This window comes from Candidatus Rhabdochlamydia sp. T3358, from assembly GCF_901000775.1.
In the GTDB taxonomy this organism is placed as follows: Bacteria; Chlamydiota; Chlamydiia; order Chlamydiales; family Rhabdochlamydiaceae; genus Rhabdochlamydia.
Genome location: NZ_CAAJGQ010000005.1, coordinates 1 through 22,623, shown reverse-complemented (window position 1 = coordinate 22,623; position 22,623 = coordinate 1). Strand labels below are relative to the sequence as shown.

The window sequence follows — 22,623 nt, the reverse complement described above, 5'->3', positions numbered from 1 at the left end:
TATTTCGAAACATATGCAATTTAAACAAGAACTTAATAAATTTTCTAAAACAGAACGCCTGTTTATTCTAGGCGCTATGCTATGTGGATTTTTTATTTTAGCCGATTATTCTATCATTTACCCTGTAAGTAATTCTTTATTTATTTCCACCTATGGAACCCATTTCTTCCCTTATGCTTGGCTTGTATCTATCCCTTTAAATTTGCTGCTTGTTGGGCTATATAATAAATATTTACCAAAACTTGGCTGTTTAAAAACATATTTGATAGTAGCGGGCAGCATTGTAACTATAAACTATTCTTGTGCTTTTCTTGTTAAGCAGTATTCTTTTTTATCTTTTTTTCTCTATGTTTGGAAAGACGTTTACGTCATGTTAATGTTTCAACAGCTATGGTCTGTGATCCATTCAACTGTGTCATTAAAGCGGGCTAAATACCTCTATGGAATTTTTTTTGGCGTAGGGGGTTTAGGATCGCTAGCAGGTAGTTTATTACCAGGTTTTTTCGCGGTCAAAATGGGTTCTGAGTCTTTATTATATATGACACTGCCTCTTTATTTATGTTTAACAGCAGCTTTTATGCTTACCTTAAAAAAGAGTAATGCAGGAGCATCTCTTCAATTGGAAGAAAAAAAAGATACCAGAGATGCCTTAATGCATGGGATTCAACTCATTCTAAATTCTAGAATATTGGTTTTTATTGCTTTAAGTGTTCTTTTTATGCAGCTTAGCGCCACCTTAATCGACTATCAATTTAATACTTTTTTAGAGAAATTTATTACGGTTAAGGATCTGAGAACAGAATATACCGGTCGAATGCAAGCTATTGGTTTAAGTTTTACGGTGTTCATGCAGTTTTTTGGAACCTATTTACTTGTGCAAAGAGTGGGCATAAAACGCTTGCATATCGCTTTTCCTTTCATTTTATGCGTAATGAGCATTCTTTGTTTTCTTTTTCCCGGTTTTGGAATCGTTACTTTTACAGTTATCCTTTTGAGATCCTATAACTCCTCTTTGTTTAGCATTATAAAGGAAATGCTATATATTCCTTTAAATCCTGACCAAAAGTTCCGAGCAAAAGCCTTTATTGACGTATTTCTCTTTCGCTTTGCCAAAATATTTGCATCCTTGATTATTTTAAGCCTACAGCTTGTCTTAACCACTCTGTTATTGCCTGTTCTCAATTGGATTAGTATTAGCGTCTGTGTAATCTGGATCGTCTTTGCGGTATATCTATTTAAAAAAATGACTCCTTCGTTAGAAGCAGGGGAAAATGCTTAAGCTACTTAGACAAGAGAAAAATCAGTTCTCCAAAACAGAGTATCTTTTTATTCTAGGCGCTATGCTGTGTGGGTTTTTTATCTCAGCAGATTATTCCATTATTCGACCCGTAAGCAATTCTTTATTTATTACAAAATATGGAACGCAATTTTTTCCCTATGCTTGGATGATATCTATTCCTTTAAATCTGCTGCTTGTTGGGATTTATAATAAATATTTACCAAAACTTGGCTGTTTAAAAACGTATTTGATAGTAGCAAGTAGCATTGTAGCTATAAACTACAGCTGTGCCTTATTTATCAAGCAGTTTTCTTTTCTGGTTTTTTTTCTATACATCTGGAAAGAGATTTACATCGTGCTGATGTTTCAGCAATTGTGGTCTATCATTCATTCGACAGTACCTTTAAAACGCGCTAAGTATCTTTACGGGATTTTTTTAGGAGCAGGAGGGATAGGTTCTCTATTGGGTAGTCTATTACCGGGATTTTTCGCAGTGAAAGTGGGTTCTGAGTCTTTATTATACATGACGCTGCCTCTTTATTTATGTTTAACAGCTGCTTTTATACTTACCTTAAAACAGAGTAACCAAGGTCTTTCCTTACAACTAGAAGAGAAAACAGGAGCTAAGAATGCACTTTTACATGGGGTTAGATTAATTATAAATTCTAGAACGTTAGCCTTTATTGCTTTGAGTGTTTTGTTTATGCAGCTTAGCGCTACTTTAATCGACTATCAATTTAGTACCTATCTAGAACAAACCATTGTTGGTAAGGATTTAAGAACGCAATATATAGGGCGGGTACTGGGTATTGGGCTTAGTATTTCTGTATGTATGCAATTTTTTGGTACGTATTTTCTGATTCAAATGATAGGAATAAAACGTTTGCACATTGGGTTCCCTATTCTTTTAGGCTCAATGAGTATCTTCTCTTTTCTTTTTCCAGGTTTTGCTATAACTACGCTTGTTTTCATCATTTTAAAAGCTTGTGATTTTTCTTTATTTACCATTATTAAGGAAACGCTCTATGTTCCTTTAAGCTGTGATGAAAAATTTCGAGCAAAAGCCTTTATTGACGTGTTTCTCTATCGTTTTGCCAAAGTGTTTGCTTCTCTGATTATCTTAAGTCTACAAGTTATTTTAACCAGTTATTTATTGCCTGTTCTGAACTCAATTAGTATTTGCGTTTTTATCAGCTGGATAGCTATTGCTATATATCTATTTAAAAAAATAGCTACTTCAGAGTTAAAAGACAAAAATGCTTAAAAGATCTAAAGAACATCTATTTATCTTAACAGCTATGTTATGTAGCTTTTTCATCTCGATGGACTACGCAATTGTTCGTCCTGTAAGCAACGCTTTATTCATCACAGATTACGGTGTAAATTTCTTTCCGTACGCTTGGCTTTTATCTATTCCTTTGAATTTACTCCTTGTTGGTTTGTACAATAAATATTTACCTAAGCTTGGTTGTTTAAAAACCTACTTAATCTTAGCAATCGCTGTTATATGTATTAATTGCACATGTGCTATCTGGATTCATAAAGTTCCTTTTTTAAGCTTTTTTCTCTATATCTGGAAAGATGCTTATATCATGCTTATCTTTCAGCAGGTTTGGTCTTTAATCCATATAAATGTATCGATGGAGCGCGCTAAGTATCTTTATGGGTTCTTTTTTGGAATAGGAGGATTAGGATCCTTGTTAGGAAGTTTATTTCCTAGTTTTTTAGCCGTAAAAATAGGCTCTGAGTCTCTTTTATACATAACATTGCCTCTTTATGTTTTTTTAAGCCTTTTGTATGTAGTGATGCTAAAACAGAGCAAACAAGCAGATTTTTTTCCTTTAGAGAAAAAACAAGGGTTAGAAACTGTATTACATGGTCTTAAGTTAATTGCAAGTTCACGCGTATTGATATTTATTTCTCTAGCTGTTGTTTTTATGCAGGTGATCTCTACTTTAGTCGATTATCAATTTAATACTTTCTTAGAGGGACTTGTTACTGAAAAGGACTTAAGAACCCAATACAGCGGTCGCATTCAAACAATTGGTCAGACCTTCACCACAGCCATGCAATTTTTAGGCACTTACTTTCTAGTACGATTCTTTGGAGTCAAACGCCTTCATGTGGGTATCCCCATGCTTTTATGCATCATGAGTATCTTTTGCTTCCTTTTCCCTGCCTTTGGCATGATTACACTTACTTTTGTCATATTAAAGACTTTTGATTTTTCTTTATTTAGCATCATTAAGGAAATGCTATATATTCCTCTAAATTCCGATCAAAAGTTTCGAGCAAAAGCCTTTATTGATGTGTTCCTCTATCGTTTTGCTAAAGCCTTTGCTTCTTTAATTATCTTAAGCCTGCAAGCTGTTTTAAGCACAAGCTTACTACCTGTTCTGAATGCAACTATTGTTTTTATCTTTACTATTTGGATAGCAGTAGCTATGTATCAATTGAAAGAAACCGACCTTAGCTATAGCATGGGAAGTGTAAAATGAAAGAAATTGAAACCTCTCTTCGATCTGAAAAGCTCTTAAACCACTCCATATATAACAAAGGAACAGCTTTCACTATAGAGGAAAGAGATACATTTAATTTACATGGATTACTACCCTTTCATGTTTCTACTTTGGAAGAACAGGTAATCCGTCGATATCAAAATTTTCTGGCTCAAAAAGATCAGCTCTCTAAGTATACATTCTTATCATCTCTGCAAGATCGTAATGAAGTGCTCTTTTATCGGCTGGTATTGGATCACATCTCTGAAATGTTGCCCTTTATCTATACTCCAACAATAGGAGAGGTGTCTCTGCAGTTTAGCAGTTTGTACCACCAACATCGCGGAGTATATCTCTCTTACCCTCTCCAGGATAAAATAGAAGAGATCATAGCAAACCTTCCTCAGAAAGAACTAGATGTTGTTGTTGTAACAGATGGAGAACGCATTCTAGGCCTAGGGGATTTAGGAGTAGGAGGTATGGCTATTCCTCAAGGAAAACTTTCTTTATATACCTTATTTGGAGGTATTCATCCTTTAAAAACTCTGCCTATTCTCTTAGATGTAGGGACCAATAATCAAACCCTTTTAAATGATCCTCTCTATTTAGGCTGGCGTCATCCCAGAATTTCAGATGGTCTGTACTATGATTTCATAGATCGATTTGTCAGTGCCTTAAAAAACCGGTTTCCTAAGGTTTTATTACAATGGGAAGACTTTTCTAAAACACACGCAAAACCTTTATTAGAAAAATACCAAAATGTACTTTGTTCTTTTAATGATGATATTCAGGGAACAGCTGCTGTTACTCTAGCAGCTCTTTTATCAGCTATTCGTGGATCTTTACTCTCAGAACAAAAAATTGTGGTATTTGGAGCTGGATCTGCTGGTCTTGGAATTTCTAATCTAATTGTAAAAGCCATGCAAGAAGAGGGTTGTAGTGAACAAAGAGCCCGAGAAAATTTTTATATCATAGATAGGCAAGGGCTTATTCACACAGAATCATCTAATCTAGATAGTGAGCAAAAAAAATTCGCTCGTGATTATCAAAGTTTACAAAAGTGGGAATTAGGTTCTTCTCCTATTTCTTTATTAAAGGTCATTAAACAGGCAAAACCAACCATTCTTATCGGTGTTTCTGCTCAAGCAAAAGCCTTTACAAAAGAGGTTATAACAGAAATGGGAAAATATGTAGAGAACCCGATTATTTTCCCCTTATCTAATCCAAATTCTTGCTCGGAAGCAACACCTGAAGAACTTATACATTGGACTAAGGGTAGAGCTATTATTGCAACGGGCAGTCCTTTTGAAAAGGTTGATTACGATAATAAACAATACACCATTGCACAATGTAATAATGTCTATATTTTTCCAGGCATTGGTCTAGGAGTCATTGCAGCTAAAATTCCTAAGATCACAGATGAAATGTTTATTCAAGCAGCTTATGTACTCTCAAAACATTCCCGCTTACCCTTTTTATTTCCTCCTCTTAAACTTTTAAGAGAGGTGAGTCGTGAGATTGCTATAGCAGTCATTACTGTAGCAGAAAACCAAGAATTAATTACCCCTATGACAAGCGAGATAAGAGAAAAACTTGTGGATCAAACCATCTGGTTTCCCTCTTATCCCAACTACAGCTTTAAACAAGAATAACCTTACTTTTTAAAAAAGTGCTCTAAAGCCTTATCATAATTGGGCTCTTGTGTGATTTCTGGTACAAGCTCTGTATAAATAACCGTGTCATTTTCATCTAGAACAACGATCGCTCTTGCACACAAATTCGCAAGAGGCCCATCTAGCATTAAGATTCCATAACCTTCAGAAAAATCTTTAGATCCCATCGTTGAAAGACAAATAATATTATCTACTTCTTCTGCATGGCAAAAGCGGCTTTGTGCAAAAGGCAAGTCCGCCGAGACATTCAAAACAACCCCTTCTTGAGGATTCTCTTTTATGGCTTGATTGAATTTTTTAGCAGATAAAGAGCAAACAGCTGTGTCTAAACTCGGCACTATAGAAATCAGTTTACGCTTACCTGAATAATCCTTTAGAGAACGTTTTTTTAAGTCTTTATCTATCAAAACAAAATCTTGCGCTTGTATCCCTAACCTAGGCAACGAACCACTTATACGAACAGGGGATCCTTTAAGGGTAACTATATTTTGTTCCATGAATGCTTCCTTTTGGTCTGATTGTTGTAGATCATTTGCGTAAGAGACTTGGTTTAACAATAAAGCTAATGCAGTCAATGCTAAACGTAATTGCTTGCGATTTATATTCATTAATAGCGCTCCTATAGCTAAATTTTCTTCTAGAAGAGCTTAGTCAAAAACCTTTTTTGTTAATACACTTTTTTCTCCTTCAGAACGAGCTACGAGAACCGCACAGCAGCTATCGCTAAATACATTTACAGTTGTTCGGCACATGTCTAATAAACGATCAACTGCAATAAACAAGCCAATTCCATCAATAGGAAGTCCCATGGTTTTTAAAATCACAATAAGGGCGACTAAACTAGCAGAAGGAACCCCAGCTACTCCAATGGAAGAGATCAATGCGAGCACAACTATGGAAAATTGTGTGAAAAAGTTTAGTTCAATTCCATAAGCTTGCGCAATAAACATAGCTGCTACGCACTCATATAAAGCTGAGCCTGACATGTTCAAAGAAGTTCCCAAAGGAATAACTAAACTGCAAATACGATTAGATACACCCGCTCTTTTTTCCACGCAATCAATAGTAATAGGAAGCGTAGCCGAAGAAGAGCTAGTAGAAAAAGCAGTAATGATAGCAGGAGTCATGGCTTTAAAATGAAGAACAGGGGAGACCTTAGCTATCCATTTTAATAAAAGAGGAAGAGCTATAAGGGTAAAGCATATAAATCCTAAGAAAACCGTTACTGTAAATAACCCCAAGGAATAAAGCGAATGCAATCCTGTTTCAGACATGGTTTTAGCAACGAGAAAAAAGACCCCTAAAGGCAAAAATTTAATAACCACATGGGTAAATTCAATCATAATTTGAAAGATACCTTTTACAAAATCTAAAACGGTTTGAGAAAAAGAAGACTTAACCTTAGAAGTGCAGTATCCAAATAGTAAGCTAAAAAAAATGATTCCCAGCATTTCTGTTTTAGCAAAGGCTGCAAAGATATTCGATGGGATAATTTTTAGAAGAAGCTCTGTAAAGCGGTGATTTGCATGTGTTTCAACCAATTGCTGCTTTGCATTTGTTAAATCAGCAGAAGCCGATACATGTTCTGGGGTAATCGAAAAACCAGGACCGATTATATTCACAAAAAAAAGCCCTATTAAAATGGCTAAAAGAGTTGTGCTGATATAAAAAGTCACCATCTTCAAACCCAGCCTTCCCACAGACTTTTGATCTCCTACACGAGCAATGCCTGTAATCACAGAAGAGGCGACCAAAGGGATTACAACAAGAGTTAGAGCATTAATAAATAAAGAACCAAAAAACTCATAAAGCGGATGAAGCGATGAAAATAGATCTATTCCAAAAATACTCTTCCCTTGCTGTGTACAATCTCCTATAATAATTCCTAAAGCGATTGCAATGAGTACCTTCCAGGGGCTTTGTCTTTTTTTACTAGTCATTATTTTGTATTCCTTTAAATTTATCCAATTCCTATGCTAGTCTAGCTAAACTTTTCATTTTTATCTATTCTCTTATGCCCGAATTGCCAGAAGTCCAAACCACCGTTAATCAATTAAAAGTTTTTGAAAAAAAACACCTTATCAATGTTAAGGTACATGATTTCAAGCTCATTGAACAAAAAAAACTCGACTCACTAAAAGACAAAATTCTCTTATCTATTACCCGCCGTGGAAAATACCTACACTTTGCTTTTGAAAAAACCTCTTTGATTGTTCATTTACGTATGACAGGGCAGTTTCTGATAAGGCAAAAAAAAGAAAAGCACGATCGTGCAACCTTTTTCTTTTCCGATCAAGCCCCGCTTTTTTTTAAAGATACCAGGCGTTTTGGGACCTTCCTCATTACCAATCATCCAGAAGAGATTTTTCAGAGATTAGGTAAAGATCCTTTTGATCCTTACTTTACGCCAGAAGAGCTATATCATTTGCTATTATCTAGAAAACAAGCCCTTAAAACCGCACTACTAGATCAAACCTTGATTGCAGGCCTAGGTAATATTTATACCGATGAAGCTCTCTGGAAAGCAGGTCTTCATCCACAACGAAAATCTTCTAGTATTTCCTTTACACAAGCAGAAGCTTTATTCTCAGCTATTCGCGAGGTTCTGCAAAAAGGGCTTGATCAAGAAGGAACCAGCTTAGGGGAGGGGAATGCCAATTTTCATGCGATAAATGGCCAAACAGGCAAGAATCAAGATTGTTTATGGGTCTATGCCAGAGAAAAACAGCCTTGTCCTCGCTGTAAAAATCCTATTCAAAAAATAACTTTACAGCAAAGAGGGACACACTTTTGTCCACTTTGTCAAGAGGTTTGAGCGCTTATTTCATATAAAAAATATTTTACATTGTTTTTAAACTAACTAAATGTACTAATTGTTATTTATTTTAACAACTGAAGTATGTTATTTTATTTGGAATAAATATTGGAGTGTTTTAAATGAGTCTTGTATTTCCTGAAAGAATTGATATGTATTCTGGGACAATCGAATATCCTAGCATTACAGAGCTTACTCAGTGAGTTAAAAAAAGATAACATTCCTTTGCAAGAAAAAGAAAGTTGGGACGATTTTCTTACAGAGCTTTTTACCCTAGATAAAGTAAAAGAAAAGTTAGATGTGCAAAATAGAAATAGAATAAAAACAAGTTGCTCTGAAGCTGCGCTTGGGCCCGAACTACTCCAAGAATTACGGGGAGCAATTGCATCTGGTGATTTCACGCCAATCCCTTCTGATCGGTACTTGCCAAGATTTATTGAAAAGCAAAAGATTCAGCAAATGAAAAGGGTTCTTCCGTTAACGAGGGATGACACTTTATTAAGACTATTAAAAAAAGAGATTGATTTGCTGGAATCTGTTCAAAACCACCAAGAACAGGTGCATCAAGGGGACTTTCTCGATTTTCTTGACCTTGAAAATATACTTGAAAAAATAACGCTGGCTCCTAAAGAAGATTTAACGGGTACTAAAAATTTAACAGGTGATGAAAATAGGGCTTATCAAAAATTGATAGAATGGATTCTGGTCTCTCAAAAAATTTTAAGACCTCAAATAGAATCTAATCAGAATGTGCATATAGATTTAGCTGAACACCAAGTTAAACATTATGCTGAAATGGTGCACGGAGTGTTTCATAATTACACTAATACTCCTGGAGAAATAAAAAATCCCCTTTCTCTAGAAAAACTGCTTAATTTACTACGTAATAGAGAGGAAAATGCTGAAGAGATTTTTCCTCATATATCAACCCCGGATATTAGATATAGAAAAGAGGCTAGGTTCAAAAGAGATGCGGTTTTAACATGGGTTTTTAATCAAAGCTTTCAAAAAAATCCTGGCAGGATAGTTGCTACTGCAGAAAGCTTGAGTAATAAGATCTTTTATCCTAAATGGAAAGAGGTTTGTTTAATTCAACTTCCCAAAGTTCCTGCAGATATTTTCTGCAACACCTATTTCAAAGTTGCTTTGACCGCATCTGCTATATTTGTTTCTATTTTTTCAATCTATCAAGCACATGCAAGAGTATCACACCTTTTTGCAGCTAAAGGGATTCCTTTTATTATCAACCATGTTCCCGTGCAGGCCATCCGAGCTGGCAATGCAATCATAGGAGCCAAAGAGTTCGTTTGGAGAAATTATTTATCAATTATCGTAATTACCTGGTTGGTTAGAGAGGCGGTAGGAGAATTGCCGGAAATTCCTTATTTGAGCGCAGCTGCCAGAGCTATTGATTTAAGGCATCTCTATAACCGCTTTACTTCTTCTCCTCAAACCATTTTTGACTTTGCCTTGGAAAGGTCTATTTTTATTATAGGGACTGTTTGGAATACGTCTCAAGGGATAGGTCAACGATTTCGTAAGATATCCAGCAATGCGGAAAAAGAAAGAAATATAACATATAGGCAGAAATCCTTAGAGGTTTGGAAAAGATGTCAAGTGGCTTTAGCTTAAGTCTTTAAGAGAACCCTTTATAAAGCAGTTCTCTTTCTATTATTCAAGCCCTTCTGTTTCAGCTAACTAACAATAGAATTCTTGCATAATCAATGATACACAGGAAAACCAACATAATATCAATTATCAGACGTTAACGATATATAAGAGCCCTGCTATATTTGGAGATCACATCACTTTTTTTGGTCTCCTTTTTACTCAAAGCTAAAAACAGCCTTCATTAATGCCCTTATAATCAAAGATCTAAGAAAGGTCTGAATAAAAACATCTAAGGGGGTTCAAAACCCTCTAGAGAGCCTCTAAACAAAGAATCTCTGGTGTAAGAATTGGACTATTTAAATATTTAAGAATCTGTTGCTTCCTTTATTTCTTTTTGAGGAATTTTTTGGGGCAATCTGAACATCTCCAATAGTCTTTCAATAAAGCTTGTTCGCATATCAATGGCTGTAAGTTTGTTCTCAATGCTGCCAATACGACCTTCTATGCTATTCATGCGATTATCTATCTTTTCAAAGCGCGCATCCATTTGCGTTTCCATCTTTTCAAAGCGTGCATCCACCTCTTTAAAGCGCACATCTACCTCTTTAAATCGCATGTCTATGCGCGTTTCCATTTTTTCAAATCGCGCATCCATCCTGTGAATCATCCAAGTGAATCCACCAAGAGTAGGAATAAGAATGCTTGCAATAACAGTAATAGTTTGAGAGTCTATGCCCACATTTACCTCTTAAAATCTATTTGGACTTTTTCTAAATAAAATTTATTAATCTAGGAAACGTTTTTTTCTGTAAGTCCCCATTCCTATAGGAGAAATAGAGTAACAGGTTAACCTTCAAACATGCAATAAGCTTCATAGGCTTGAAGATGCCTTAATTTGACTTGGCTCCATTAAAACTCTATCGCTATTCCTAAATTATAACTGATTGAATATTTAATTTTGTCTTGATGTCCCTTTAAATTCTGAAGAATAGGAAAACCAATACCCCATTGGAAAATCCATCGTTTGGATGACAACCAGATACTAGGAGTTACAAAAATGGAATTCCCTCCAGAATTGAAATCTGTTATGCCATGAACTCTATCTTTTTCAGCATAGGTTCCATTAAATTCAATCATCAGATCAAAGATCCACCCTCTTGGGCTTAATGACTCGATATACCGCGCCAAGCCCCATTGATAGAGATAAGAGTTTCCAGATTTTGTGCCATGATGAGTTGTCCTTAAGTTAACTCCGGGAGAAATGAAGGCATACCAATTAAATGATGTGCAAGCGTATGTAGCTCCTAAGAAATAACTGAATGATCCATTCCCAGTCGGAGGATTCTTCGAGCTCGATCCTGTCGGAAATTGTAAATTAGCAACTACAGTTGCTTGCAGAGTGTAATTTGAGCTACTTTTATTATAAAACCCGTATTCGCATTGAAGGAAAATGTCCTCAATTCCCGAAGAGTGTGATGAGCCTGATCGACTTCTAGGGGTAAAAGGAACGAAAAAAGAAACAGAGAGATTATCTCGGATCCCATAGATTATATTCGGTATAATCACATCGTCATAACTGTTATGTCCCCGAATATAAGCTCCTGTTAGTTGAGGAAGAAGAGCCTTTTTGCCAATGAGAAGCTGGCCAAAACTGATCAAAGGAGCAATTTGTGCAATCAGAGGAACAGAAAAATTTCCCCTTGGGCAAGGTCCTTCTTCAGCAGACTGATCTGCATAACTTAAATTAGGGATAAGAAAAAAAATTAACAAAATTTGAAGAAAGTTTCTAATCATGGGTTTTCTCAAAAATTAGGCTTATTATACAATCCAGCTTGATTTCTTCTAGTAATTGCTAACTTGATCCTTGCTTTAAACCAGTTTATCACATACATTTTTGAGTAATTACAATAAGAATTTATCTAAATGAACGTAGCTATCGTATGTGCTCAGGGCTTGGGCGATGCTCTGCTTATGATGATCGTTGCCCACCAATTTAAGCTCTCTGGATATAAGCCAACCGTTTTTCATAATTATGCAAAAGAGTTGACCCTTCTTTTTAAAGATGTTTGCATTCTTCCTTACCCTTCTTTGGACCAGTTAGAAGTAGCTCTAGCGCCATTTGAGCACGTTATTATCGAAAATGACCATTCAAAGCGAGCCTATGATCTTTTTGAACTGCGCGAAGCAAAAAAACTCCATAATCTGATCTTTTTTTTCCCTACTGCTTCTGCTAAATTTCAAGAAGGTGATTTTCTTTTTGACCCTCACCTACCTGTTGCATCTAATCTTTGTCGCGCTTGCCAAATAACTCTTCAAATACAGAATGTAAACAAAGAAAATGGCATCCATATTCCAAAAGGAACACATTACAGATATCCTAAACGCATTGTAATACATCCAACTAGTAATGATCCAAAGAGGAATTGGCTTTCTTCTCAATTCCTAGCTCTTGCACACCGTCTTCAAAACGAAGGATACTCGATCAGCTTTTCTGTTAGCCCTTCTGAAAGAACTAATTGGCTTCATGTTGAAAGACAAGGATTTCAACTCCCTTCTTTTTCTGATTTGAGCGAGCTTTCAGCTTATCTATATGAATCGGGTTTTTTTATTGGAAATGATTCAGGAATTGGCCATTTAGCCTCAAATCTTGGTATTCCCACATTGACCATTTCTGGGAATCCTAAGAGAGCACGACTTTGGCGTCCTGATTGGCATATCGGGCATGTTGTGACGCTTCCCTTTCCCCTTCCCAACTTCAAGGGGCTCTATCTTCCTATCAGGAAAAATTTTTGGCAGCGCTTTATTTCGGTTTCACGCACACTAAATGCTTTTTATAAGCTTAGAGAGTCCACATGCAAGCTGCAGTGATCTGTTCACAAGGAATGGGAGATGGCCTCCTTATGATGATTGCTTCTCAATGCCTTTTTTCAAAAGGCTATACGGTTACTACCTACCAAGACACCCTCCCTGAGCTCAATACATGGTTTCCCGGTCATCATTTAAAAAAACGCTCCTCTCTAAATGAGCTTGAAAAACAGCTCTCTACTTATGAGATCATTGTTCTACAAAATGATAACAGTTCTTTATCAAATGCTATTATTGATCTCTACAAACTTGGTAGGCTTAATAATTTAAGTGTTTTTTATTCCAGTTATGAAAAAAGTAAACATGCTCCTTTGACTTTGCTAGATCAGGTCTTTGATCGCTCACGCTCTATGGTTGATAATATCGCAGAAGCTATTGCTTCTGTTTTACAGTGCAAGGAAGTTTCAAAAAACAATGGATTGGTTGTTCCAAGTAATTTCAAGAAAAACCGCTATCCAAAACGAGTTTTGATTCACCCAACAAGCACAACCCCCTTACGAACATGGAATGCACAGAAATTTACCAAAGTAGCTCAAAGCTTAATACAAAAGGGTTATGAAGTGACTTTCTGTGTTAGTCCCTCAGAGCATCCCGAGTGGGTTTTATTGATTAAAGATAGGTTTTCTCTGCCTCTTTTTCCTTCTTTAAACGAATTAGCAGGATTTATTTACGAGTCTCATTTTCTTATTGGCAATGAATCTGGAACAGTACATTTAGCTTCAAACTTAGAGATCCCTACACTCATTGTTGCTTCTTGTCAAAAACAAATCGCTCTTTGGCGTCCTGGTTGGTTTGCTACCAAAGTAATTACACCTTATCGCTTTATTCCTAACTTTAAAGGACTGCGCCTTCGGCAACAGAAGTGGCAAGCATTTATTTCTCCAAAACGGGTTGTTCGGGCTTTTACTAATTTATAAAACAAATATATGCCTTTTAAAAGATTCACTTTTTGTATTTTTTACTTGATAGCTCTAGGGATTAATGTAAATGCATTAGACCCTGTTCTGGAACCTGCAAACATCCTCCCTTATATAAGAGTTGCTTATAGCTTAAGAGAACAGTTTAAAGACTTAAATAAAATGCATATTGTTGAAATTGGTGGCGAATGTGGCGAGCAATGTAAAACACTAGCTAATTTAACCGGATTTGCAAGCTACACAATTATAGACCTACCAGAAAATCTTAACTTAGCAAAAAAACGCTTAATGGGTATTTCAAATGTCCATTTTATAGAAAGCTCAAATCTCCTCCAAGTTGGATCTTATGATTTGGTGATTAGCAACTGTGCTTTTTCTAGACTTAATTATAGAGAATACCTCGACTGTGTCATCTCCCCTACTAGAAATGGTTACCTGGCAGAGTCTCTTCCCATAGATGAACTATTGCGGTTACTTCACTCAAAGAATAGAAAGGGGAAAGTAAAAAAGGAATCCCCCAATACACATCTTAGCATTACATGGGAACCCAATGATGCTCCTATCTTTAGCAAGAAAAAAGATCCTCTAAAAAGTGAAACTGCAATCAGTTATAGCCTTAGCGGTGGACGTTTAGGAGATAATTTAATCGCTTATTTTCACGCAAAATGGCTTGCATATAAATACAACCTCCCTTTGCTTTATGTTTCATTTCCCTTTGCAGATCAATTTTGTCTGTTTGAAAAAGATCAACCGTTAGTCCCTAATTTTAAGTTTCAGAACTCTATAACAACTACAAGTGAAGCTGATATTAAAATGATTTCTTCATCCTTATTCGTCATTCCTTATTTTTCTGAAAATACGGAATACATATATAGCAATAAGATAGAACCTCCTTTTCAAGTAGATTGGGAAGATCCAGAATTTCATTCTCAGGTTGTAGAATGTTTAACGCCTAAAAAGCCTATTCAAAAGTCCCCTATGCCAAAGAATAAAATAACAGTGGGAGTCCACGTTCGAAAAGGCGGTGGGCAAGACAAGCCTTTTATGAATAGGGAATTGCCTTTAAAATTTCCACCAGATAGTTATTATATTCAACAAATTGAAAGAATTGCTAGAATTTTTAAAGAGTATTCATTGTATGTCTACATTTTAACCGATGATAAAAAGCCTGTAAATATAGTTAAAAAATATCGAAAGGCTATTAATAATCCTCATATTTGTTTTGACTACCGTAGAACAAAAAATGGACCCTCTATCAATATTTTAGAAGATTTCTTCTTAATTCCTCAATTTGATTGCTTGATCATTCCTCAATCAAACTTTTCACTAGTAGCCTCAAAAATAGCTGACCACGATCTGGTAATTACCCCCGCTCATCCTCTGTTTGTAGATGATGAGGTCATCATTGATGAAGTTGAATTAGTGTTCAATAGCAAGAGACTCTCGAAGAAAAAATTAAAAATAAATAACCGTTCTATATTTAAGCGCATTTATGACAAATTATAAATCCTCTTTTTACATTGCACTGCTTGTAGCTTTTATTGATAACATGGGCATCGGGCTTGTTTTTCCTATTTTTTCATCGATGCTTTTTGATAACTCTTTTTCTCTTGTTCCTTTAGAAACATCTTCTCATATGCGAGGGATTTGGCTGGGGTTTCTTTTATCCTTGATGCCTCTTGCTCAGTTTTTTAGCGCACCTATATGGGGTGCCATTTCTGATAACAAGGGCCGCAAAAAACCCCTTCAAACAAGTCTCATAATAGCTTTTTTAGGATATGTAATAGCCTTCTTTGGTGTACTTCTCAACAGTATCTTCTTTTTGCTAGCTTCTAGGGCTATCATTGGGTTTGCTTCTGGGAACATGTCGATTGTTCAAGCATCCATTGCAGATCTTAGCTCACAAGAACAGAAAGCTAAAAATTTCAGTCTCTATGCGATGGCCCTTGGTGCTGGCTTTGCTCTTAGCCCCTTTATAGGCGGCTCCTTATCATCTTTTGGCTATAGTTACCCCTTTCTCTTTGCTGGGTTAATTGTTGCAGTAAATCTTCTTTTTGTATTTTTCTTCTTTAAAGAAACGCATCACTCTACATTTAAAAGAAAGCTTAGCTTTGTCATGGGAATATCCCAATTAAAGAAGGCCTTTCATCTCAAGGGGCTCAGAGTGATTTTCCTCTGTTCTTTTCTTTGTTTATTTGCTTGGACCTATTTTTTTGAATTCATCCCTGTCTATTTGATTACTCGTTTTCATTTTTCCCCTATTGACCTTGGGCTTTTCTTTGGGGCTGCGGGAGGATATTACGCTCTTAGCGCAGGACTACTTATTCGTCCTTTTATCAAGCGTTTTAAGCCAGAGGTTCTTTTTCTGGTCGGTATGTTCTTAACAGCTCTTACCATTCTTACCATGCCTTTTATAAGCTCTCTTACTTGGCTTTTTGTTGTGATGTTTTTTGTCTGCTTTTTTACCTCTTTTGTTATGCCAACTGCTACTACTTTGGTTTCGAATAAAGCTTCAGCTGAAGTCCAGGGAGAAGCCCTTGGTATTTTTACCTCGGTTAATGCAGCAGCTTTAATCCTCAGCCCTCTTTTTTCTGGTTCTATTGTAGGGGCTTACCCTATGCTTCCTATGTGGGTGGGCGGAAGTATAAAACTCTTATCTGCGCTAATAGGAATAGTTATTTTTCGTAAAAGTTTTCTTTCTTGTAAAATAAACTAGATCCAATAGCTTTTAAATCAAATCTTCTCTACAGAATAGACCGCCCTCTTATTCTGTACTTAAAGCTCAACAAAACCCTGAAAAATTGAATCGTAGATTTTTTTTGACATGTAAAATATCTTTGGATATATCTACTCTTACTACCGTTTCAAAGGGATTTTACATAAAAAACCATATAAAGTGATTAGAAAGTAATATAAATGTTATGTAAAATTTACAAGGGCATGATATGCAGACTTCAAACGAATCAATAGAAGACAAATTAAAAAAAATCCCTATTTTTTTTAAACTGCTTGCAAAAAAGGAATTAAAAAAAGCTCTCACTCAACATAAGCCCCTTCTTGTCTTAGATATAGATACAATCTATATAAACATAGCTCGTGGAACAACAGTGTCTTCTGAAAATCTAACAGAGGCTCTTCTTAAAAAAAGCCTAGGTGAAGAAACTCTCTTAAGCGATCCTCTAGCTGGATTATATTCTAATCCAGAAGGCACCAACCTAGAAGACCGCATTCAAGGATTAGAAGTTAGAGATTTAGAAAATATCATTGATGACCTAAGCATAGAAATTCTTAATAACTATCGTGAACACATGGATAGTTTTTGGGAGTCAAAAGAAGTTCCCATTCCTCAAGAGCTATATGTTGATCCTGTGGATAATTTTTTAAAATCTCTTGTAGAAAATTCCTCTCTAATAAATAGAGCCTATCAAGTAGATAATTCGTATCCTACTTTAAAACAAACCGTAGTTTCCTATCTTAGTCAAAAACTAAAAGGTTTATACAAGAAAGATATCAATCCTGATACAGTGAGTGTTCTTATTTTAAACAAAGGAAAAGAAAACCCTTCTCCTATTTTTTTATATTTAACAGATTTTGTACTAACTGGTTTTTCTTCATTCTTTTTCTTCTACTCGCATTTATTTTTATTAGAAAACACGATACGAGTTGAGATCGATCAAAATACTAAAAACATAGCTTTCAGCGAAATTTTTCAAGAAAATGATATTTTATTGATAAAATCTAAACATCAAGCAAGGCTAGATGCCTATTGGGGGAAAAACTCTACGAATTATCGAATACTAGCAAAGTTTTCCTATCTTAAGGCTCTTTTTGAGCAGCAAGATAGTACTCTTAAACTCTCTGAAAAAAGCCTTAAGTTAGCCCTGCAAGCTATAGGCTTAACAGAAGAAGAGATGCAAGAATTAACAGATTTTAATGAAATAGATCCTAAAGAAATTCCCTTGAATATCTTAGAAACACTTTCAGATCCAAAAAACATTGAAGTATCGTCTTTGGTCTTTAACAAGCAAATAGCTTCTGATATTTTGAAAATTTGTGATCCAGAAACCAAAGAGTTATTAATCTATATACCTGGATACACCCCTTCTTTTGTCGAAGCTAAAAATGAAAATATTTTGTTTCATTGGATTTTTCACCAAGCAGAATCACCGGATAATCTTAGTTCAATTGCCTCTCATTTTTCTCACTCCAGCAGGATGGTAGACAATACTAAGTTAGATGCTTTTCTCTATTCAGATTATGTCGAACAAGGAGCGGATGCGACAGAAAAGATTGCTTCAGGAGATATCTTTTCTTTTATTACAGAACAGCAAAAAGAGCGGTTAGTAGCAGATTTGTATATCAATAAAATCTCAGTTCCTCTTTACACTGATTCTATTCCTGATTATCGATCTGCGGATTCTGCATTTTTTATAACGATTGCTGCAGCTCTGCAATACACCCCTCATCTTCTGCCCAATATTCATAAGACATCTAATGATTTGTATGAACTTCTTCCTTCTCCTTATAAAACGGCTTCAGAGCTTATTAAAAAAGGCATTAAGGATAAGCTGCACATAGATATCGATCCAGATAAGACATTTATTAGCTTTTCTTTGCATGAAGTAAAACCTGTTTCTCGTGACCCAAATATACCTTTAGTGAGAGGCCAAGAAGCTAGCACAGCCATCCAATCTCTAACGGAGGCTACGTTAAGCAATTATCAAGCAGGCTACTCTCTCCTTGGCTTTACAACGATCATTTATCAAGATCTATCTGGAAAAAGAGAATACACAGCAAACGCTCAATTGCTAAATATCTTACCAAAAGATGTAGAAGAGATTATCCAAAAAGCAGATCTAGATACCTTGCATAAAGTCAAACTGGACTCTTTTTGGAACAAGCATGCAGATCAAGTAAAGTACTTCTATCAGGATAGATACCTGCAGCAAGCCTTAGAAGTGCATTTGAATAAAGCTTTATCAGCAGACAACCTTCAGATCATAGTAGATGTAGCTTTTTGTTCTTTAAGCTTAGAAGAGGCGGTATTATCCGGCCTGATTAATCCTCATATCCGTATAGAAATAGTAAGCGTTGATAGCTATCAATCCACTGATATGTTTGTCTTTCGCGATACAAGTAAACAGAAAGTAGTCTTATACATATCAGGAAATCAAGAAGCATTTTTTTCCTTTACCAATTATGAAACATGTATCTGCTTTCTTGAAGAGAAGGGAAAAACAAATGCTGAATGGCAAAAGTTGCTTACTTCACATTTTTCCATGGATGTTCAAGATGTTGTTCTCAGCGCACTAAAGAGAGGCTCTTATGTAGACCCATCTTCTTTGGCATCTGTCCTCTATCCGCGCCCTGCTGATTGCTCTTTTTCAAATACTCATATTAGACATCCTATAACAACAAAACCTATAGAAAAAAGCCTTTTTGAAGTCATCCAAAAAAACAGCCAAAAGCGCTCTTACTTAGATGCAAATGCAGTGATTGTCTCTGATAGAGAACTTATGTTAAAACGCATTATCGGCATTGCAGAATCTATATATCTTGCCTTATTAGTGCCAAGCGTTGCCTTTCCTATTCTAAACTGGATATCACTTGTTGCTTTGGTAGCAGAAGCCTCTATCAATCTTTACCTAGCAAAAAATGCCGATACAGTAAAAGAGCGCCACCTAGCAGCTTTATCTGCAGGGTTTAATACTTTAGAGCTTCTTTTAATGGGATTTTTAACTCCTCGTTCTTTGAAATTTTCTAAAAATCAGCACCTTTCCGATCAGCAAGCGGGTTTACGCGCAATTGGCAGCGGTAAAGGAGTGCAAACTTCACTTAACAAAGCACCTATATCAGAGGAAATATTTTTTGACACTACAAAAACTATGTCAGTTTGGGCGATTTCATCATCTAATACTTTATTTAACCATTTAGATGTTAAAGCGTGGTTTCTTGGAGAACGATTTCTTCTATTTACTGGAAAAATAAGCAGGGCAAAGCATTTAATTATATCTTCCGATGGAGGATATTTCTTTGGAAGTGGCATTGTCAAAGTTCCAAAAAGCACAGAACTTGTGGTTTTAGGTCCTCATGGTTGGTCAATATTTGACCCTAGAACAGAAAACATTGCTAAAAGAGTCGTATTACCCTATGGAATCATTAATGAAAATACAGCTCTTCCTACACAAACCGCATTTTTTCCCTCTTTATTCTCTCGTTCTCCAAATATGCACTTTCATCCCAAGGAAGTGAATATAAAAATGTTAGCAGGAACAAAAGCTCCTGGACATATTAGAAACTACTCTTTGTCTAAATATCAAACGTTTGAAACTGGAGGAGAAAGCTATTTAGATATTGCACAGATTATTAACTCGTCAAGGCATCCCTTTCCCAATATTTATGGAATAGGTTTTAACCCAGTTGACGTCCTTACCATTCGCAACCGCAGAGGGAGACCCCATCCCAATTTAGAAGACGTCTTTAAATCCTTACAAAGTCATGGCATTCATTATGACAGAATTACTTTAGAATTTTGTCGCTCAAAGATGTCTCTTTTATCTAAGACGCAGCCTAGCTTAAACTATAAGCCAACTAGGTTTTATTAAAATTTACCCTTACTTAAGATCTCCTAATAATAAATCAAAAAAAGAGGCCTTATGGAATTAAATGCAGAAGAAACCAAGCTAAGCCAAATTCCTGAATCTTTGAGACTACTTGCCAAAGAGACGCTAAAAGCGCAAATAAACCTAGATTCAGATAAAACATATATAAATATAGCACATGGAACAACAGTATCTTCTGAAAATCTAACCGATGCTCTCCTTAAAAAAAGCATTGGTGAAGAAAGTCTCCTGAGTCATCCTCTAGCCAGGCTATATTCCAGTCCAGAAAGCACTAACCTAGAAGATCAAATTCAAGGCTTAGAAATTGAAAACGTAAAAACCCTCATTGACCAGTCAATCCCCATACTTATTCATGCGCATTTCCAGCAATTAAATGCTCTTTGGGAATCAAATGCGTTTTCCCCTCTTCAAGAGCTATTATCTGATCCCGTAAGCGATCTTTTAAAAGCCCTTGTGGAAAAGTCTTCTCTGGTAGAAAGAGTCTACCAGATAGATAGCATGTACCCTAATCTCAAGCAAAGTGTGACTTCTTACTTTAGCCAAAAACTAAGGACTTTATATGGCAAAGATATTCACCCTGATGCGGTAAATGTTTTGTTTTTCAAAAAAGAAGAAGAAAACTCTTTTGCTTTTTTAAGCCTTACTTTAACAAAGTTTATCTTGAATTATTTTTCAGCGTGGTTTTTTTATTCATACTATTTATCAGAGCAAAATATTATACAGGTTAAATTAAGCCAAGATGCTCAAAATATAGCCCTTAGTGAGATTTTTCAGGCAAGCGATATTACTGCTATAAAATCTAAACATCAAGAAAGACTAGGGAATTTTTGGCAAAAAAATACGAGTAATTACCGAATATTAGCTAAATTTTCTTATCTTAAAACTCTTTTAGAGCAGCAAAATAGCGCTTCTAAACTCTCTTTTACAGCTCTTGAATTAGCATGCCAAGCTATGGGATTTGATCAAGAAAACATAAAAAGGTTGGTAGATATCAATGAAATAAGCCTTGAAGAAATCCCCTTAAACATCTTAGAGGTTTTATCAGATCCAAAACAGGTAGAAGTATCTTCCTTTTTGGTTAATGATCAAATATCTTCTGATATTTTGAAAGTTTGTGACCCTATAACTAAGCACTCCTTACTATACATACCAGGGTACACTCCTTCTTTTATCGAAGCTAAAGATGAAAGGGTTTTGAACCATTGGGTGCTTCACCAAGCGCAATTACCAACTAATCTTAGCTCAATTGCTTCCCATTTCCCTCATTCTAGTAGGATGATAAATAACATCAAGTTAGATGCTTTTCTTTATCAAGATTATAGGGTACGAGAAAATTTAGGGCCTATCTTTACGAAAAAAGATATCTTTTCTTTTATCACGGAAAAACAAAAAGAACGAATCATTGCGGATTTGCATGTACATGAAATCCCGATTTCTTTCCAATACACTTATTTTCCTAATTACAAATCTACCGATTCTGCTTTTTTTACAACAATTACAGCAGCCATTGAGTATATCCCCTATCTTTTTCCTAATATTCATAATAGAGCTTATGACTTGCACGAGCTTTTTCCTCTTCCTCAAGAAACCGCTGTAAAGCTGATAAAAAAAGAAGTTAAAGATAAACTACATCTAGACATAGATCCGGACAAGACATTCATTGGGTATTTTATTCCTGAAAAAATACCTCATTCCCCAGGAGAATCGCCTTCTTATAAAATGCTACCAAGAACACACTCTCTAACAGAGGCTACTTTAAGCAATTATAGGATAGGCTTTACCCTTTGGAGTAGCTCAACTATTGTTTTTACGGACTCATCTGGGCAAGGAAAGGCATACCCATTACAAAGCCAGTTGCTTAACATTCTACCAAAAGATATTGAGGAGATCATCCAAAAAATTGATCTAGAAACCCTGCATAAAAATAAGCTTAATGCTTTTTGGAACAAACATGTAGATCGAGTAAAGTTCTTTGTTAAACATCGGTATTTGCAACAAGCTTTACAAGAATATCATAATAATACCTTGTCAGAAGAAAACTTTAAAATCATTTCAGAAGCAGCTTTTTATTCTTTGCATTTGGAAGAAGAAGGAGTAGCAGCTCTTATCAATCCCAATATGCGTATAGAAATAGTGAGCATTGCTAACTATCAATCAACCGATATAACCCCAATGTTGAGTTTAATTAACTAAGAATAGGAAAGATAAGACAAAAAAACAGTGTAAAAAGACCTCTTAATGTTGTACAAGTTTCGTTTCTGAAAAAACAACAACAAAAGAGGTCAAAAATGGAAACGCTTATTGAATTATACTGCTCTGTGGATGATTTTTGGAAGGATTTC

At 35.6% G+C, this 22,623-nt stretch carries 16 protein-coding genes; 12 read left to right on the top strand and 4 right to left on the bottom strand.

Going from position 1 to position 22,623, the window contains the following annotated elements; translation table 11 throughout:
* Positions 1–13 precede the first annotated feature (13 nt).
* Genes RHTP_RS01645 through RHTP_RS01630 form a run of 4 tightly spaced genes read left to right on the top strand, consistent with a single transcriptional unit; the run spans position 14 to position 5,429 of the window.
* A complete protein-coding gene (locus RHTP_RS01645; RefSeq protein ID WP_138106391.1) occupies positions 14–1,279 on the top strand; it encodes an Npt1/Npt2 family nucleotide transporter in 1,266 nt (421 codons plus the stop codon).
* A complete protein-coding gene (locus RHTP_RS01640) occupies positions 1,272–2,543 on the top strand; it encodes an Npt1/Npt2 family nucleotide transporter (RefSeq protein WP_138106390.1) in 1,272 nt (423 codons plus the stop codon). The genes RHTP_RS01645 and RHTP_RS01640 overlap by 8 nt, the downstream gene beginning before the upstream one ends.
* Positions 2,536–3,777: an Npt1/Npt2 family nucleotide transporter gene (locus tag RHTP_RS01635; RefSeq protein WP_138106389.1), complete on the top strand. Its 1,242-nt coding sequence runs from the start codon at positions 2,536–2,538 to the stop codon at positions 3,775–3,777. Before RHTP_RS01640 ends, RHTP_RS01635 begins: the two co-directional genes overlap by 8 nt.
* Positions 3,774–5,429, top strand: a complete 1,656-nt coding sequence (locus RHTP_RS01630; RefSeq protein ID WP_138106388.1) for an NAD-dependent malic enzyme — start codon at positions 3,774–3,776, stop codon at positions 5,427–5,429. Before RHTP_RS01635 ends, RHTP_RS01630 begins: the two co-directional genes overlap by 4 nt.
* A 2-nt stretch (positions 5,430–5,431) precedes the next feature.
* On the opposite strand, the gene tpx is transcribed toward RHTP_RS01630, so the two are convergent.
* Together tpx and RHTP_RS01620 are read right to left on the bottom strand one after the other, a co-directional pair.
* Positions 5,432–5,947 carry a thiol peroxidase gene (gene tpx, locus RHTP_RS01625; RefSeq protein ID WP_138106397.1) on the bottom strand — a complete coding sequence of 172 codons (516 nt, stop codon included), beginning with the start codon at positions 5,945–5,947 and terminating at the stop codon, positions 5,432–5,434.
* A gap of 150 nt (positions 5,948–6,097) precedes the next feature.
* A complete protein-coding gene (locus RHTP_RS01620; protein ID WP_138106386.1) occupies positions 6,098–7,390 on the bottom strand; it encodes a dicarboxylate/amino acid:cation symporter in 1,293 nt (430 codons plus the stop codon).
* A 74-nt stretch (positions 7,391–7,464) separates the two neighbouring features.
* On the opposite strand from RHTP_RS01620, the gene mutM reads away from it, so the two are divergent.
* Together mutM and RHTP_RS01610 are read left to right on the top strand one after the other, a co-directional pair.
* Positions 7,465–8,265, top strand: coding sequence for a bifunctional DNA-formamidopyrimidine glycosylase/DNA-(apurinic or apyrimidinic site) lyase (mutM, locus tag RHTP_RS01615; protein ID WP_138106384.1), 801 nt, complete (start codon positions 7,465–7,467; stop codon positions 8,263–8,265).
* Between the two features lie 129 nt (positions 8,266–8,394).
* Positions 8,395–9,897 carry a hypothetical protein gene (locus tag RHTP_RS01610; protein WP_138106382.1) on the top strand — a complete coding sequence of 501 codons (1,503 nt, stop codon included), beginning with the start codon at positions 8,395–8,397 and terminating at the stop codon, positions 9,895–9,897.
* A 343-nt stretch (positions 9,898–10,240) separates the two neighbouring features.
* Here the strand turns inward: RHTP_RS01610 and RHTP_RS01605 are convergent, their stop codons facing one another.
* Together RHTP_RS01605 and RHTP_RS01600 are read right to left on the bottom strand one after the other, a co-directional pair.
* Complete coding sequence (locus RHTP_RS01605; RefSeq protein WP_138106380.1) at positions 10,241–10,615, bottom strand: hypothetical protein; 375 nt, start codon at positions 10,613–10,615, stop codon at positions 10,241–10,243.
* 170 nt (positions 10,616–10,785) lie between these two features.
* Positions 10,786–11,670, bottom strand: coding sequence for a hypothetical protein (locus RHTP_RS01600; RefSeq protein WP_138106378.1), 885 nt, complete (start codon positions 11,668–11,670; stop codon positions 10,786–10,788).
* A gap of 129 nt (positions 11,671–11,799) precedes the next feature.
* Between RHTP_RS01600 and RHTP_RS01595 the strand changes: the two genes are divergently transcribed.
* From RHTP_RS01595 to RHTP_RS01570, 6 genes are all read left to right on the top strand, one after another.
* Positions 11,800–12,744: a glycosyltransferase family 9 protein gene (locus tag RHTP_RS01595; RefSeq protein WP_138106376.1), complete on the top strand. Its 945-nt coding sequence runs from the start codon at positions 11,800–11,802 to the stop codon at positions 12,742–12,744.
* Complete coding sequence (locus RHTP_RS01590; protein ID WP_138106374.1) at positions 12,729–13,658, top strand: glycosyltransferase family 9 protein; 930 nt, start codon at positions 12,729–12,731, stop codon at positions 13,656–13,658. Before RHTP_RS01595 ends, RHTP_RS01590 begins: the two co-directional genes overlap by 16 nt.
* A gap of 9 nt (positions 13,659–13,667) precedes the next feature.
* Positions 13,668–15,164, top strand: a complete 1,497-nt coding sequence (locus RHTP_RS01585) for a hypothetical protein (protein ID WP_138106372.1) — start codon at positions 13,668–13,670, stop codon at positions 15,162–15,164.
* Entirely contained in the window at positions 15,151–16,374 is a 1,224-nt protein-coding gene (locus tag RHTP_RS01580; protein ID WP_138106370.1) for an MFS transporter, read from the top strand. Before RHTP_RS01585 ends, RHTP_RS01580 begins: the two co-directional genes overlap by 14 nt.
* Positions 16,375–16,603: 229 nt before the next feature.
* A complete protein-coding gene (locus RHTP_RS01575) occupies positions 16,604–20,263 on the top strand; it encodes a dermonecrotic toxin domain-containing protein (protein ID WP_138106368.1) in 3,660 nt (1,219 codons plus the stop codon).
* A 51-nt stretch (positions 20,264–20,314) separates the two neighbouring features.
* Positions 20,315–22,474 (top strand): dermonecrotic toxin domain-containing protein, encoded by a 2,160-nt coding sequence (locus RHTP_RS01570; protein WP_138106366.1) that lies wholly within the window; start codon positions 20,315–20,317, stop codon positions 22,472–22,474.
* The last annotated feature ends 149 nt before the right edge of the window (positions 22,475–22,623 follow it).

Excerpts from the sequence above, each read along its gene's own strand:
- RHTP_RS01635 (WP_138106389.1), top strand. The coding sequence starts at position 2,536 with ATGCTTAAAAGATCTAAAGAACATCTATTTATCTTAACAGCTATGTTA.
- RHTP_RS01630 (WP_138106388.1), top strand. The coding sequence starts at position 3,774 with ATGAAAGAAATTGAAACCTCTCTTCGATCTGAAAAGCTCTTAAACCAC.
- mutM (WP_138106384.1), top strand. The coding sequence starts at position 7,465 with ATGCCCGAATTGCCAGAAGTCCAAACCACCGTTAATCAATTAAAAGTT.
- RHTP_RS01575 (WP_138106368.1), top strand. The coding sequence starts at position 16,604 with ATGCAGACTTCAAACGAATCAATAGAAGACAAATTAAAAAAAATCCCT.
- RHTP_RS01620 (WP_138106386.1), bottom strand. The coding sequence starts at position 7,390 with ATGACTAGTAAAAAAAGACAAAGCCCCTGGAAGGTACTCATTGCAATC.
- tpx (WP_138106397.1), bottom strand. The coding sequence starts at position 5,947 with ATGGAACAAAATATAGTTACCCTTAAAGGATCCCCTGTTCGTATAAGT.
- RHTP_RS01585 (WP_138106372.1), top strand. The coding sequence starts at position 13,668 with ATGCCTTTTAAAAGATTCACTTTTTGTATTTTTTACTTGATAGCTCTA.
- RHTP_RS01600 (WP_138106378.1), bottom strand. The coding sequence starts at position 11,670 with ATGATTAGAAACTTTCTTCAAATTTTGTTAATTTTTTTTCTTATCCCT.
- RHTP_RS01570 (WP_138106366.1), top strand. The coding sequence starts at position 20,315 with ATGGAATTAAATGCAGAAGAAACCAAGCTAAGCCAAATTCCTGAATCT.
- RHTP_RS01580 (WP_138106370.1), top strand. The coding sequence starts at position 15,151 with ATGACAAATTATAAATCCTCTTTTTACATTGCACTGCTTGTAGCTTTT.
- RHTP_RS01640 (WP_138106390.1), top strand. The coding sequence starts at position 1,272 with ATGCTTAAGCTACTTAGACAAGAGAAAAATCAGTTCTCCAAAACAGAG.
- RHTP_RS01645 (WP_138106391.1), top strand. The coding sequence starts at position 14 with ATGCAATTTAAACAAGAACTTAATAAATTTTCTAAAACAGAACGCCTG.
- RHTP_RS01595 (WP_138106376.1), top strand. The coding sequence starts at position 11,800 with ATGAACGTAGCTATCGTATGTGCTCAGGGCTTGGGCGATGCTCTGCTT.
- RHTP_RS01590 (WP_138106374.1), top strand. The coding sequence starts at position 12,729 with ATGCAAGCTGCAGTGATCTGTTCACAAGGAATGGGAGATGGCCTCCTT.